Source organism: Streptomyces sp. NPDC057617 (genome assembly GCF_042800555.1).
Taxonomy (GTDB): Bacteria; Actinomycetota; Actinomycetes; order Streptomycetales; family Streptomycetaceae; genus Streptomyces.
In genome coordinates, this window is sequence record NZ_JBHVGV010000017.1 from 46,135 (window position 1) to 59,442 (window position 13,308).

General features: G+C 68.6%; 13 protein-coding genes. 2 read left to right on the plus strand and 11 right to left on the minus strand.

Going from position 1 to position 13,308, the window contains the following annotated elements:
* Positions 1–5 precede the first annotated feature (5 nt).
* Genes nuoK through ACFU9P_RS31455 form a run of 11 tightly spaced genes read right to left on the minus strand, consistent with a single transcriptional unit; the run spans position 6 to position 10,787 of the window.
* Entirely contained in the window at positions 6–305 is a 300-nt protein-coding gene (nuoK, locus tag ACFU9P_RS31405; protein WP_046505044.1) for an NADH-quinone oxidoreductase subunit NuoK, read from the minus strand.
* Positions 302–1,150: an NADH-quinone oxidoreductase subunit J gene (locus ACFU9P_RS31410; protein ID WP_376377792.1), complete on the minus strand. Its 849-nt coding sequence runs from the start codon at positions 1,148–1,150 to the stop codon at positions 302–304. Before ACFU9P_RS31410 ends, nuoK begins: the two co-directional genes overlap by 4 nt.
* Positions 1,147–1,752, minus strand: coding sequence for an NADH-quinone oxidoreductase subunit NuoI (nuoI, locus tag ACFU9P_RS31415; protein WP_217307153.1), 606 nt, complete (start codon positions 1,750–1,752; stop codon positions 1,147–1,149). Before nuoI ends, ACFU9P_RS31410 begins: the two co-directional genes overlap by 4 nt.
* Positions 1,745–3,145 (minus strand): NADH-quinone oxidoreductase subunit NuoH, encoded by a 1,401-nt coding sequence (gene nuoH, locus ACFU9P_RS31420; protein WP_376377790.1) that lies wholly within the window; start codon positions 3,143–3,145, stop codon positions 1,745–1,747. Before nuoH ends, nuoI begins: the two co-directional genes overlap by 8 nt.
* Positions 3,142–5,637: an NADH-quinone oxidoreductase subunit G gene (locus ACFU9P_RS31425; RefSeq protein WP_384087408.1), complete on the minus strand. Its 2,496-nt coding sequence runs from the start codon at positions 5,635–5,637 to the stop codon at positions 3,142–3,144. Before ACFU9P_RS31425 ends, nuoH begins: the two co-directional genes overlap by 4 nt.
* On the minus strand, positions 5,634–6,989 hold the full coding sequence (nuoF, locus tag ACFU9P_RS31430; RefSeq protein WP_376377786.1) for an NADH-quinone oxidoreductase subunit NuoF: 1,356 nt from the start codon (positions 6,987–6,989) through the stop codon (positions 5,634–5,636). The genes ACFU9P_RS31425 and nuoF overlap by 4 nt, the downstream gene beginning before the upstream one ends.
* Positions 6,989–7,765, minus strand: coding sequence for an NADH-quinone oxidoreductase subunit NuoE (gene nuoE / locus ACFU9P_RS31435; RefSeq protein WP_376377990.1), 777 nt, complete (start codon positions 7,763–7,765; stop codon positions 6,989–6,991). Before nuoE ends, nuoF begins: the two co-directional genes overlap by 1 nt.
* 35 nt (positions 7,766–7,800) lie before the next feature.
* Positions 7,801–9,135: an NADH-quinone oxidoreductase subunit D gene (locus ACFU9P_RS31440; protein ID WP_376377784.1), complete on the minus strand. Its 1,335-nt coding sequence runs from the start codon at positions 9,133–9,135 to the stop codon at positions 7,801–7,803.
* Positions 9,135–9,857, minus strand: coding sequence for an NADH-quinone oxidoreductase subunit C (locus tag ACFU9P_RS31445; protein ID WP_384087412.1), 723 nt, complete (start codon positions 9,855–9,857; stop codon positions 9,135–9,137). The genes ACFU9P_RS31440 and ACFU9P_RS31445 overlap by 1 nt, the downstream gene beginning before the upstream one ends.
* Positions 9,854–10,408, minus strand: a complete 555-nt coding sequence (locus ACFU9P_RS31450) for an NADH-quinone oxidoreductase subunit B family protein (protein WP_046505025.1) — start codon at positions 10,406–10,408, stop codon at positions 9,854–9,856. Before ACFU9P_RS31450 ends, ACFU9P_RS31445 begins: the two co-directional genes overlap by 4 nt.
* Before the next feature lie 19 nt (positions 10,409–10,427).
* Complete coding sequence (locus ACFU9P_RS31455) at positions 10,428–10,787, minus strand: NADH-quinone oxidoreductase subunit A (RefSeq protein WP_046505070.1); 360 nt, start codon at positions 10,785–10,787, stop codon at positions 10,428–10,430.
* 770 nt (positions 10,788–11,557) lie between these two features.
* Between ACFU9P_RS31455 and ACFU9P_RS31460 the strand changes: the two genes are divergently transcribed.
* Both ACFU9P_RS31460 and ACFU9P_RS31465 read left to right on the plus strand, forming a co-directional pair.
* Positions 11,558–12,421, plus strand: a complete 864-nt coding sequence (locus ACFU9P_RS31460; protein WP_384087415.1) for a C40 family peptidase — start codon at positions 11,558–11,560, stop codon at positions 12,419–12,421.
* 279 nt (positions 12,422–12,700) lie between these two features.
* A complete protein-coding gene (locus tag ACFU9P_RS31465; protein ID WP_384087418.1) occupies positions 12,701–13,249 on the plus strand; it encodes a glycoside hydrolase family 25 protein in 549 nt (182 codons plus the stop codon).
* Positions 13,250–13,308: the final 59 nt, after the last annotated feature.

The following is a 13,308-nucleotide window of genomic DNA, read 5'->3' on the forward strand; positions in this document are numbered from 1 at the left end:
ACCCCTCAGAGCTTCATCAGGCTGGCGTCGTCGACCGAGGCCGAGTGGCGGGAACGGAACACGGACACGATGATCGCCAGCCCGACCACGACCTCCGCGGCGGCGACGACCATGGTGAAGAAGGCGATGATCTGGCCGTCGAGATTGCCGTGCAGCCGGGAGAAGGTCACGAACGCGAGATTGCAGGCGTTGAGCATCAGCTCGACACACATGAACACCACGATCGCGTTCCGCCGGATCAGCACACCGGCGGCCCCGATGGTGAACAGCAGGGACGCGAGATAGAGGTAGTACACGGGGTTCATGAGTTGACCTCCTCCTCGTCGCGGCCCAGCCGCTCCGCCGACCGGCGCTCCAGGGCCTTGAGGTCCGCGATCGCCTCGTCCGACACATCGCGGATCTGGCCCCGGGCCTTCAGCGTCTTGTTGACCGTCAGCTCGGAGGGTGTGCCGTCGGGCAGCAGCCCGGCGATGTCCACCGCGTTGTGCCGGGCGTAGACACCGGGCGCGGGCAGCGGCGGAAGCTGGGTGCCCTTCCGTACCCGCTCCTCCGCCATCTCCCGCTGGGTCATGGCCCGTTCGGTACGTTCCCGGTGCGTGAGCAGCATCGCGCCGACGGACGCGGTGATCAGCAGGGCGCCGGTGATCTCGAAGGCGAAGACGTACTTGGTGAAGAGCAGGGCGGCCAGCCCTTCGACATTGCCGCCGGCGTTGGCCTGGCCGAGCCCGGTGAAGGAGTTCAGCGAGGCATTGCCGATCCCGGCGATCAGCAGGACGCCGAAGCCGAGCCCGCAGAGGGCGGCCAGCCAGCGCTGGCCCTTGAGCGTCTCCTTGAGGGAGTCGGCGGCCGTGACGCCGACCAGCATGACCACGAAGAGGAACAGCATCATGATCGCGCCGGTGTAGACGATGATCTGGACGACGCCCAGGAAGTAGGCGCCGTTGGCCAGATAGAAGACCGCCAGGACGATCATCGTCCCGGCGAGGCTGAGCGCGCTGTGCACGGCTTTCTTCATCAGGATCGTACAGAGCGCGCCGACCACCGCGACGGTGCCGAGGATCCAGAACTGGATGGCCTCGCCCGTCGAGGTGGCCGAAGCGGCGGAGGTCACGGACGCCAGCGAGCCGGCGGAGGCTGCGAGCGTGCTCATGCGCGCGCCTCCTCGTCGGACGGCTTCTCGCCCTTGCTCACCGCGACCTGCCGGACCGTGCCGGGCGCGGCCTCGGTGACCAGCCCCCGGTAGTAGTCCTGTTCGTCCGTGCCGGGGAAGATCGAGTGCGGTGTCTCGACCATTCCTTCCTCAAGTCCCGCGAGGAGCTGCTCCTTCGTATAGATCAGGTTCTCGCGGGAGCTGTCGGCCAGCTCGAAGTCGTTGGTCATGGTGAGCGCCCTGGTCGGGCAGGCCTCGATGCAGAGTCCGCAGAGGATGCAGCGCGCGTAATTGATCTGGTACACGCGGCCGTACCGCTCACCCGGGGAGTAGCGCTCCTCCTCGGTGTTGTCCGCGCCTTCCACATAGATGGCGTCCGCCGGGCAGGCCCAGGCGCACAGCTCGCAGCCGATGCACTTCTCCAGGCCGTCCGGATGCCGGTTGAGCTGATGCCGGCCGTGGAAGCGCGGAGCCGTCACCTTCTGCTGTTCCGGATACTGCTCCGTCAGCCGCCTCTTGAACATGGCCTTGAAGGTCACGCCGAAGCCGGCCACCGGATTCCGGGGAGGACGGGGGATGTCCCCGTGCGAAGAGTCAGACACCGTCAGCCTCCTTTCCGTCACTCTCGGTACCGTCACTCACAGTATTTCCCCCACCACTGACAATCAGTTCGCGCTCGCCCCGCGGCCGCCTGCGCGGTACGGGCGGGAGCGTCTGTCCTGGCAGCGGTGGTACGGGGAATCCGCCCGCCATCGGGTCGAAGGCGGGGGGTTCGGGCTCCCTCGCAGCCGCGGCCTTCTCCTGCTTGTCGCGGAACACGTCCACGACGAAGGAGAGCAGCAGCAGTGCGATGACCGCCCCGCCGACGTACAGCACGATCGACTGGAAGTCGTAGTTCTCGTTCCGCAGGGCCCGTACGGTCGCGACGAGCATCAGCCAGACCACCGAGACCGGGATCAGGACCTTCCAGCCGAGCTTCATGAGCTGGTCGTAGCGGACGCGCGGCAGCGTGCCGCGCAGCCAGATGAAGAAGAAGAGGAGGAGCTGGACCTTGACGACGAACCAGAGCATCGGCCACCAGCCGTGGTTCGCGCCCTCCCAGAAGGTGGAGATCGGCCAGGGGGCGCGCCAGCCGCCGAGGAAGAGGGTAGTCGCGACGGCCGAGACGGTCACCATGTTGACGTACTCGGCGAGCATGAACATCGCGAACTTGATCGACGAGTACTCGGTGTTGAAGCCGCCGACCAGGTCGCCCTCGGACTCCGGCATGTCGAAGGGGGCGCGGTTGGTCTCGCCCACCATGGTGACGATGTAGATGATGAAGGAGACCGGCAGCAGGACGATGTACCAGCGGTCGGCCTGGGCCTCGACGATCGCCGACGTCGACATCGAGCCGGAGTAGAGGAAGACCGAGGCGAACGCGGCGCCCATGGCGATCTCGTACGAGATCATCTGCGCGCACGAGCGCAGTCCGCCGAGCAGCGGATACGTCGAGCCGGACGACCAGCCGGCGAGGACGATGCCGTAGATCCCGACCGAGGCGACGGCGAGGACGTAGAGCATCGCGATCGGCAGGTCGGTGAGCTGCATCGTGGTGCGGTGGCCGAAGATCGAGATCTCGTTGCCGGCCGGACCGAACGGGATCACGGCGATCGCCATGAAGGCCGGCACCGCCGCGACGATCGGCGCCAGGACGTAGACGACCTTGTCCGCGCGCTTGACGATGACGTCTTCCTTCAGCATCAGTTTGATGCCGTCGGCGAGCGACTGGAGCATGCCCCAGGGACCGTGCCGGTTGGGGCCGATCCGGAGCTGCATCCACGCGACGACCTTGCGCTCCCACACGATGGAGAAGAGCACGGTCACCATCAGGAACGCGAAGCAGAAGACCGCCTTGATGGCCACGAGCCACCAGGGGTCGCGGCCGAACATCGACAGGTCCTCGGCGGCGAGGACCGTCTGAGGAGCCGTCGCGAAGTGGGCGAGGGCGGTCATGCGCGCACCTCCGGTGCCGGGTTGGCCGGGCCGATACGGACCAGCGTGCCGGGGCGTGACCCGGTGTCCGCGAGAACACCGCCGCCCGTGGAGTTCAGCGGCAGCCACACGACCCGGTCGGGCATCTCCGTCACCAGCAGCGGCAGAGTGACCGTGCCCATGGGGCCTGTGACGGCCAGTTCGTCGCCGTCCTTGACACCTGTCTCGGCGGCCGTCGTGGCGGAGAGCCGGGCGACCGCGGCGTGGCGGGTGCCCGCCAGTGCCTCGTCGCCCTCCTGGAGCCTGCCCTGGTCGAGCAGCAGCCGGTGGCCCGCGAGGACGGCCTCGCCGTCACCGGGGCGCGGCACCGGACGGGACGACTCCAGCGGTTCGGTGGCGCGCTCCCCGTCCCAGCCGCCGAGCCGGTCGAGTTCTGCTCGTACGGCCCTGAGGTCGGGCAGCGCGAGGTGTGTGTCCAGCGCGTCCGCCAGCATGTGCAGCACCCGCGCGTCGCTCGGCGCGAGCCGCCGGGTCATCTGCTCGGGCTTGAGCGCGGCCTCGAACGGCCGGGCCCTGCCCTCCCAGTTGAGGAAGGTCCCCGGCTTCTCCGCGACCGCGGCGACCGGGAAGACCACATCGGCCCGCTCGGTGACCTCGCTCGGCCGCAGCTCCAGCGAGACGAGGAAGCCGACCGCCTCCAGCGCGGCGCGCGCCGCCGCCGGGTCCGGCAGGTCCGCGACCTCGACACCCGCGACGACCAGGGCGCCGAGCTGCCCGGCGGCGGCGGCCTCGATGATCTGGCCGGTGTCACGCCCGAAGTGGTGCGGCAGTTCGCGTACGCCCCAGACCGCCGCGGTCTCCTCGCGGGCCCGCGGGTCGGTGGCGGGGCGGCCGCCGGGCAGCAGCGCGGGGAGCGCACCCGCCTCGATGGCGCCGCGCTCGCCGGCCCGCCGGGGGATCCAGGCCAGCTTGGCGCCGGTCGCGGTGGCGGCCCGCGCGGCGGCCGTGAGCCCGCCGGGAACGGCCGCGAGCCGCTCGCCGACGATGATCACCGCGCCGGACGCACGCAGCGCCTCGGCGGCGCGGATCCCGTCGCCCTCCAGACCGGTCTGGGAGGCGAGCGCGTCCAGCCACTCGGTCTCGGTGCCGGGCGCGGCCGGCAGCAGCGTGCCCCCGGCCTTCTCCAGACCGCGGGTGGCGTGGGTGGCGAGCGAGAAGGTGCGCTGGCCGTGCTTGCGGTGCGCCTTGCGCAGCCGCAGGAAGACGCCGGGCGCCTCCTCCTCGGACTCGAAGCCCACGAGCAGGACCGTCGGCGCCTGCTCCAGCGTGCCGTAGGTCAGGCCCGTACCGTCCAGGTCACGGCCCCGTCCCGCGACATGCGCGGCGAGGAACTCGGTCTCCTCGGCGCTGTGCACGCGCGCGCGGAAGTCGATGTCGTTCGTGTCGAGGGCGATGCGGGCGAACTTGGCGTACGCGTACGAGTCCTCGACGGTGAGCCGGCCGCCGGCCAGCACACCCGCCCGGCCGCGCGCGGCGCCCAGACCGCGGGCCGCGGCCTCCAGCGCCTCGGGCCAGCTCGCCGGTTCCAGGACGCCGTCCTCGTTCCGTACGAGCGGCGTGGTGAGCCGGTCGGGCTTCTGCGCGTAACGGAAGCCGAACCTCCCCTTGTCGCAGATCCACTCCTCGTTGACCTCGGGGTCGTCCGCCGCCATCCGCCGCATGACCTTGCCGCGCCGGTGGTCCGTACGCGTCGCGCAGCCGCCCGCGCAGTGCTCGCAGACGCCCGGCGAGGACACCAGGTCGAAGGGGCGGGAGCGGAAGCGGTACGCCGCCGAGGTCAGCGCGCCGACCGGGCAGATCTGGATGGTGTTCCCGGAGAAGTACGACTCGAAGGGGTCGCCCTCGCCGGTGCCCACCTGCTGGAGGGCGCCGCGCTCCAGCAGCTCGATCATCGGGTCGCCCGCGATCTGGTTGGAGAACCGGGTGCAGCGCGCGCAGAGCACGCACCGCTCGCGGTCGAGCAGCACTTGGGTGGAGATCGGTACGGGCTTCTCGAAGGTGCGCTTCTTGCCTTCGAACCGGGTGTCCGGGTCGCCGACCTGCATCGCCTGGTTCTGGAGCGGGCACTCGCCGCCCTTGTCGCAGACCGGGCAGTCCAGCGGGTGGTTGATGAGCAGCAGCTCCATCACCCCGCGCTGGGCCTTCTCGGCGACCGGCGACGTCAGCTGCGACTTGACGACCATGCCGTCGGTGCAGGTGATGGTGCAGGAGGCCATCGGCTTGCGCTGGCCCTCGACCTCGACGATGCACTGCCGGCAGGCGCCAGCCGGGTCGAGGAGCGGGTGGTCGCAGAAGCGCGGGATCTCGATGCCGAGCAGCTCGGCGGCGCGGATCACCAGGGTCCCCTTGGGGACGGAGATCTCGATGCCGTCGATCGTCAGCGAGACGAGGTCCTCGGGCGGGACCGGGGCCTCACCGCTCCCGGAGTGGGCGGCCGACGTGGTGACGGTCATGCGTTCACCTCCAGGTGGTTGTCCGCCCAGACGGTCGACTTGGACGGGTCGAAGGGGCAGCCCTTGCCGGTGATGTGCTGCTCGTACTCCTCACGGAAGTACTTCAGCGAGGAGAAGATCGGGGCGGCGGCGCCGTCGCCGAGGGCGCAGAACGACTTGCCGTTGATGTTGTCGGCGATGTCGTTGAGCTTGTCGAGATCGGACATCCGGCCCTTGCCGGCCTCGATGTCGCGGAGCAACTGGACGAGCCAGTACGTGCCTTCGCGGCAGGGCGTGCACTTGCCGCAGGACTCGTGCGCGTAGAACTCGGTCCAGCGAGTGACGGCCCGTACGACACAGGTGGTCTCGTCGAAGCACTGGAGCGCCTTGGTGCCGAGCATGGAGCCGGCGGCGCCCACGCCCTCGTAGTCCAGCGGGACATCGAGGTGCTCGTCGGTGAACATCGGGGTCGAGGAGCCGCCCGGCGTCCAGAACTTGAGCCGGTGGCCCTTGCGGATGCCGCCGCCCATGTCGAGGAGCTGGCGCAGGGTGAGGCCGAGGGGGCCCTCGTACTGGCCGGGGTTGGTGACATGCCCGCTGAGCGAGTAGAGCGTGAAGCCGGGGGACTTCTCGCTGCCCATGGACCTGAACCAGTCCTTGCCGCGGTGCAGGATCGCGGGAACCGACGCGATCGACTCGACGTTGTTCACCACAGTGGGGCAGGCGTACAGACCCGCGACCGCCGGGAAGGGGGGACGCAGCCGCGGCTGTCCGCGACGGCCCTCCAGCGAGTCCAGCAGCGCGGTCTCCTCGCCGCAGATGTACGCGCCCGCGCCCGCGTGCACGGTGATGTCGAGATCGAGTCCGCTGCCCAGGATGTTCTTGCCGAGATAGCCCGCCGCGTAGGCCTCGCGGACCGCTTCGTGCACCCTGCGCAGTACGGGGACGACCTCGCCGCGCAGATAGATGAAGGCGTGCTGCGAGCGGATCGCGTAGCAGGCGATCACCATTCCCTCGATGAGGGAGTGCGGATTGGCGAAGAGAAGGGGGATGTCCTTGCAGGTGCCGGGTTCCGACTCGTCCGCGTTGACGACGAGATAGTGCGGTTTGCCGTCGCCCTGCGGAATGAACTGCCATTTCATTCCGGTGGGGAAGCCCGCGCCGCCGCGTCCGCGCAGCCCGGATTCCTTGACGTACGCGATGAGGTCGTCGGGCGCCATCGCGAGGGCCTTCTTGAGGCCCTCGTATCCGTCGTGCCGCTCATAGGTGGCCAGGGTCCAGGATTCGGGCTGGTCCCAGAAGGCGGACAGAACGGGTGCGAGGAGCTTCTCGGGACTCGTCCCGTTCTCGTCCAGCTCGGCTGTCATGGTCATCACTCCCCCTCCTCAGCGGGTCCGGCCGGGTCGGCGGGGTGGTCGGCGGCCGGCGTCTGCGGCGGTGCGTCGTGCGGGGCCTCCGAGTCGCGGGGGCGGACCACGCGCGGCCGGGGCGGCTCGCCCTTGGCCAGCCGCAGTCCGGTCAGCGACGCGGGTCCGGCGCCGCCGGTGGCCTCGACGGCGCCGGGGCGCTCGTCGGGGAAGCCGGCGAGGATGCGCGCGGTCTCCTTGTACGTGCAGAGGGGGGCGCCACGGGTGGGCGCCACGGGACGGCCCTCGCGCAGGTCGTCGACGAGCCGCTTGGCGCTCTCGGGCGTCTGGTTGTCGAAGAACTCCCAGTTGACCATCACCACGGGCGCGAAGTCGCAGGCCGCGTTGCACTCGATGTGTTCGAGGGTGACCTTGCCGTCCTCGGTCGTCTCGTTGTTGCCGACGCCGAGGTGCTCCTTCAGCTCGTCGAAGATGGCGTCGCCGCCCATCACCGCACAGAGCGTGTTCGTACAGACACCGACCTGGTAGTCACCGCTCGGCTTGCGCCGGTACATGGAGTAGAAGGTGGCGACGGCCGTGACCTCGGCGGTGGTCAGGTCGAGCTGTTCGGCGCAGAAGGCCATGCCCGTACGGGACACATAGCCCTCCTCCGACTGCACGAGGTGCAGCAGGGGGAGCAGCGCGGAGCGCGAGCCGGGGTAGCGGGCGATGATCTCCTTCGCGTCCGCTTCGAGCCTGGCCCGTACATCGGCCGGGTAGTCGGGGGCGGGGAGCTGGGGCATTCCCAGGCTGACCCCGGAGTTGGGCGGTGTGGCGGTCACCGGTCGACGCCTCCCATCACGGGGTCGATGGACGCGACGGCGACGATGACATCGGCGACCTGGCCGCCCTCGCACATGGCCGCCATGGCCTGAAGGTTGGTGAAGGACGGGTCGCGGAAGTGGACCCGGTAGGGGCGCGTGCCCCCGTCGGAGACGACATGCGCGCCCAGTTCGCCCTTGGGCGACTCGACCGCTGCGTACGCCTGCCCCGGCGGGACCCGGAAGCCCTCCGTCACCAGCTTGAAGTGATGGATCAGAGCCTCCATGGACGTGCCCATGATGTTCTTGATGTGGTCGAGCGAGTTGCCCAGGCCGTCGGGGCCGAGGGCGAGCTGGGCGGGCCAGGCGATCTTCTTGTCGGCGACCATCACCGGGCCCGGCTCCAGCCGGTCCAGGCACTGCTCGACGATGTGCAGCGACTGGCGCATCTCCTCAAGACGGATGAGGAATCGGCCGTACGCGTCGCAGGAATCGGCGGTCGGGACATCGAACTCGAAGGTCTCGTAACCGCAGTACGGGTCTGACCTGCGCAGATCGTGCGGGAGCCCGGCGGAGCGCAGGATCGGGCCCGTGGCGCCCAGCGCCATGCAGCCGGCCAGGTCGAGATAGCCGACGTCCTGCATACGGGCCTTGAAGATCGGGTTGCCGGTGGCCAGCTTGTCGTACTCCGGCAGGTTCTTCCGGAGCGTCTTGACCAGCTCGCGGAGATGGTCGACGGCGCCCGGGGGCAAGTCCTGGGCAAGGCCGCCGGGCCGGATGAACGCGTGGTTCATCCGCAGGCCGGTGATCAGTTCGTAGGCATCGAGAATCAGTTCACGATCGCGGAAGCCGTAGATCATGATCGTGGTCGCGCCCAGCTCCATACCGCCGGTGGCGATACAGACCAGGTGCGAGGAGAGCCGGTTCAGCTCCATCAGCAGGACGCGCAGCAGCGTGGCGCGGTCCGGGATGTCGTCCTCGATGCCGAGCAGCTTCTCCACGCCCAGGCAGTACGCCGTCTCGTTGAAGAACGACGTCAGGTAGTCCATGCGCGTGACGAAGGTGGTGCCCTGCGTCCAGTTGCGGAATTCGAGGTTCTTCTCGATCCCGGTGTGCAGATAGCCGATGCCGCAGCGGGCCTCGGTGACGGTCTCGCCCTCGATCTCCAGGATCAGCCGGAGCACCCCGTGGGTGGAGGGGTGCTGGGGACCCATGTTGACGACGATCCGCTCGTCGTCCGCCTTGGCGGCGGACTGGACGACCTCGTCCCAGTCGCCGCCGGTGACGGTGTAGACCGTGCCCTCGGTGGTCGCCCGGGGCGTGGCGTGCGGGGTTTCGTGGGGTGCAGACATCAGGAGTACGACCTCCGCTGGTCCGGAGCCGGGATCTGGGCGCCCTTGTACTCGACGGCGATACCGCCGAGGGGGTAGTCCTTGCGCTGCGGGAAGCCCTGCCAGTCGTCCGGCATCATGATCCGCGTCAGCGCGGGATGGCCGTCGAAGATCAGGCCGAAGAAGTCGTACGTCTCGCGCTCGTGCCAGTCATTGGTCGGATAGACCGCGACCAGGGACGGGACATGCGGGTCGGCGTCCGGGGCGGTGACCTCAAGCCGGATCAGCCGGCCGTGGGTGAGCGAGCGCAGATGGTAGACGGCGTGCAGCTCGCGGCCCTGGTCGCCGGGGAAGTGGACACCCGAGACGCCCGTGCACAGCTCGAAGCGGAGCGCGGGGTCGTCACGGAGCGTGCGCGCCACTTGTACGAGGTGTTCCCGGGCAATGTGGAAGGTCAGCTCGTCGCGGTCGACGACGGTCTTCACGATGGCGTTGCCGGGGACGAGCCCCTGCTCCTCCAGGGCGCCTTCGAGTTCGTCGGCGATCTCGTCGAAGACACCGCCGGGGCCGCCGTACGGACGGGCCGAGGCGCCCGGCAGGGTCACGGTCCGTACGAGACCGCCGTAGCCGCTGGTGTCGCCGCCGTTGTTGGCGCCGAACATGCCCTTCCGTACGCCGATGACCTCACCGGTGTCGTCTCGGGGGGACGGAACGTTATTTCCGGATCGCTGCTCGTCGCTCACCGCAGCAGCCCCTTCATCTCGATCGTCGGGAGCGCCTTGAGCGCCGCTTCCTCCGCCTCACGGGCCGCTTCCTCCGCGTTGACCCCGAGCTTGGAACTCTGGATCTTCTGGTGGAGCTTGAGGATGGCGTCCATCAGCATCTCGGGGCGCGGCGGGCAGCCGGGCAAATAGATGTCAACAGGGACAATGTGATCAACGCCCTGGACAATCGCATAATTATTGAACATCCCGCCCGAAGACGCACAAACCCCCATGGAAATCACCCACTTGGGATTGGGCATCTGGTCATAGACCTGCCGCAGGACCGGCGCCATCTTCTGACTCACCCGCCCGGCCACGATCATGAGATCGGCCTGCCGCGGGGAGCCGCGGAAGACCTCCATGCCGAACCGCGCCAGGTCGTACCGTCCGGCGCCGGTCGTCATCATCTCGATGGCGCAGCAGGCGAGGCCGAAGGTGGCGGGGAAGACGGACGACTTCCGCACCCAGCCCGACGCCTGCTCGACAGTGGTGAGCAGAAAACCGCTCGGCAGCTTCTCTTCGAGTCCCATTGGTGCCCCCTTGGCCCCTTTAGTCCCATTCTAGGCCGCCGCGCCGCCATACATAGGCGTAGGCGACGAAGACGGTGAGCACGAAGAGCAGCATCTCCACGAGCCCGAAAATCCCGAGCGCGTCGAAGGTGACGGCCCAGGGGTAAAGGAAGACGATCTCGATGTCGAAGACGATGAAGAGCATCGCCGTCAGGTAGTACTTGATGGGAAAACGGCCGCCGCCCGCCGGTGTGGGCGTGGGCTCGATACCGCACTCGTACGCCTCAAGTTTCGCCCGGTTGTACCGCTTTGGGCCGATAAGCGTGGCCATGACCACGGAGAAGATGGCAAACCCAGCCCCGAGGGCGCCGAGCGCGAGGATCGGCGCGTAGGAATTCACGCTCCTCAGCTCCTTCCAGTCGTCCTTGACCGTTGGACCGCACCGGGCGTTCACCTTGCCGCCCCACCCCCGATCATTGAAGATCGCGTACATGTGAGGCAGTTCACAAGCCCGACTGCCCCGCATCCTATGCCTGGTGGTCTGTGATCTGCGACACGGGGTACGGCAACACCTTTGTGATCTCCACCACCTGACGAACGATCATGAAGTCGGATGAGCGGTGATCTTCATACGCGAAGCGGCCGGGCCCTCACCAGATGTGACATCCGAGCCCGTTCGCGCTGGTCGGAGGCGTGCGCCCCTACCAAGAGATGCACCGTACAGGCAAATTGGCGATGAGATGCCCTGAAGTGGTAAGTGGCCGGGCTTCGCCCGGGCGAGGGAGCCCCGGGGAGCGAAGTGGACACGTGCACGCATTCACGAGCAAGCGGGACCGGTCCCGCGCGCACCCCGGTTCACCCGCGAGCGGCCGGCCGCCGGACTCCGTGATCGTTTCGACCATGGGCGGTGACCATCCTGTGACCTGCGCCACTTCACCTCACCCGCAAGAGAAGCGGGCTTGGCCATGAACGTAAAGGGGTGGTAAGCGACGGGCAATTCGGACCTTTTCTTGAAAGGCCGCGATCAAGGCCATGATCGCCCGAGTCCGTTTTGCCCTTTACGGCGTCAATAAGAGTTCCAAGAAAGCGGATTCACAGATTCCGAACGTAACTGTGGCGCAATACACGATGCTTGACGGGAACCAGGTCACTCCTGATAGCGATGTGCTCATGTCCCACACCGCTCACATACCCAGCCACCGGAAACCCCGCCGCGGAGCCTCCAAGGTCTCGCTCCGTGCCGGAGTCGCCGGTGGCGTCCTCAGCACGATCGCGGTGGCCGGTGCCGCCGGGCCGGCGAACGCCGAGCCGGTGACCGAGACCATCGAAATGCCCACGCTCACATCCGGGCTCGCAAGCGCCGTCGCACAGTCCGCCGACGCCACCCAGAGGGTCGCGTTCAACCTTGAGTTGACCGCCCAGGAGAACGCGGCGGCCACCAAGGCCGCGCAGACCGCCAAGACGGCCAAGGCCGAGGCGCAGCGCAAGGCGGAGGCAGCGGCCAAGAAGAAGGCCGCGGAGGCCGCCGCCCGCGCGGAGGCCGCCGCCAAGGCCCGGGCCGACGCCGCCGCGCGTGCGTCCCGTACCGCCGAGCGCACCAAGCTCGCCGCGGCCTCGTCGAGCAGCGACTCGGGCTCCAGCACGGCCAGTACGGCCAAGAAGACCGCCACGAACGCGACGGGTTCAGCGGCTTCGGTCATCGCCTTCGTGCAGGCGCAGCTCGGCGACGCGTATGTGATGGGCGCGACGGGCCCCAACACCTGGGACTGCTCCGGCCTGGTGCAGGCCGCGTACAAGCAGATCGGTATCGACCTCCCGCGTGTCTCGCAGGACCAGTCGACGGCCGGCACCCAGGTCTCGCTGAGCAACCTCCAGCCCGGCGACATCCTCTACTGGGGCGGCGCGGGCAGCGCGTACCACACCGCGATCTATGTGGGCGGCGGCGAGTTCATCGGCGCGCAGAACCCCAGCTCCGGCGTGGTCCAGCACGCCCTGGACTGGGACCAGCCGAGCGGCGCGGTGCGCGTGCTCTGAGGCTTTGAGGCGCGTGCGCAGGCCGGCACTCCGGTACGAGCACGAGTCCAGGCGCTACGACCGTACGGCGAAGGCCCGCACCCCGCTCGGGGGGTTGCGGGCCTTCGCCGTCTGCTCGGCTCCATGGCCGACCGGGGTTCATGTCGGGGTCGTTCACCGATTCAGCATTCGCACATATCACCGCCGGCCCCACCGTGATGGGTGCCAATCGCTCCTGGGTAGGACAGGCATGAGCGCTTCGCAGCATTGCCCGCCCCCCCACTACAGGAGCAAGTGCACATGACCGTCCATGGGATCGACGTCTCGTCGCATCAGGAATCGACCTACAGTACGAGCGGGCTCTCGTTCGTGTTTGTGAAGGCCACCGAAGGGGTCTCGTACATCAATCCGCGGATGGTCCAGCAGGCCGCGCACGGGCGGAAGGCCGGGCTGGTGGTGGGGTTTTACCATTTTCTGCGGCCCGGGGACATGAAGGCGCAGGCGCGGTATTTCGTGGAGGAGTGCGCCAGCGTCGAAAGGGATCCGCTGTTCGCTGACTGGGAGGACACCGGGGTGTCCTGTGCCGAGAAGGACGCGTTCCTCGCGGAGGTGAAGCGGCTGCGCGGGGCGACCCATCGGGTGGGGCTCTACTGCGGTCAGTACTTCTGGCTGAACCGGGACACCACCAGCAATGCCGGCGACGCCCTGTGGATCGCGGACTATGTGACGCCCGGGGAGCCCCGGATCAAGGCCAAGTGGAGGTTCCACCAGTACACCGACAGCCCGGTCGACACGAACGTCGGCGCGTTCGCGGACCGGGCCGCGCTGCGGAAGTGGGCCGAGGGGTAGGGAGGGCGAGCCGGGAAACCGCCGTTCACCGGCCCCCGCCCCGGCCGTCTCCCCCACCC

Excerpts from the sequence above, each read along its gene's own strand:
- nuoK (WP_046505044.1), bottom strand. The coding sequence starts at position 305 with ATGAACCCCGTGTACTACCTCTATCTCGCGTCCCTGCTGTTCACCATC.
- ACFU9P_RS31410 (WP_376377792.1), bottom strand. The coding sequence starts at position 1,150 with ATGAGCACGCTCGCAGCCTCCGCCGGCTCGCTGGCGTCCGTGACCTCC.
- nuoH (WP_376377790.1), bottom strand. The coding sequence starts at position 3,145 with ATGACCGCCCTCGCCCACTTCGCGACGGCTCCTCAGACGGTCCTCGCC.
- ACFU9P_RS31425 (WP_384087408.1), bottom strand. The coding sequence starts at position 5,637 with ATGACCGTCACCACGTCGGCCGCCCACTCCGGGAGCGGTGAGGCCCCG.
- nuoF (WP_376377786.1), bottom strand. The coding sequence starts at position 6,989 with ATGACCATGACAGCCGAGCTGGACGAGAACGGGACGAGTCCCGAGAAG.
- nuoE (WP_376377990.1), bottom strand. The coding sequence starts at position 7,765 with ATGCCCCAGCTCCCCGCCCCCGACTACCCGGCCGATGTACGGGCCAGG.
- ACFU9P_RS31440 (WP_376377784.1), bottom strand. The coding sequence starts at position 9,135 with ATGTCTGCACCCCACGAAACCCCGCACGCCACGCCCCGGGCGACCACC.
- ACFU9P_RS31450 (WP_046505025.1), bottom strand. The coding sequence starts at position 10,408 with ATGGGACTCGAAGAGAAGCTGCCGAGCGGTTTTCTGCTCACCACTGTC.
- ACFU9P_RS31460 (WP_384087415.1), top strand. The coding sequence starts at position 11,558 with ATGTCCCACACCGCTCACATACCCAGCCACCGGAAACCCCGCCGCGGA.
- ACFU9P_RS31465 (WP_384087418.1), top strand. The coding sequence starts at position 12,701 with ATGACCGTCCATGGGATCGACGTCTCGTCGCATCAGGAATCGACCTAC.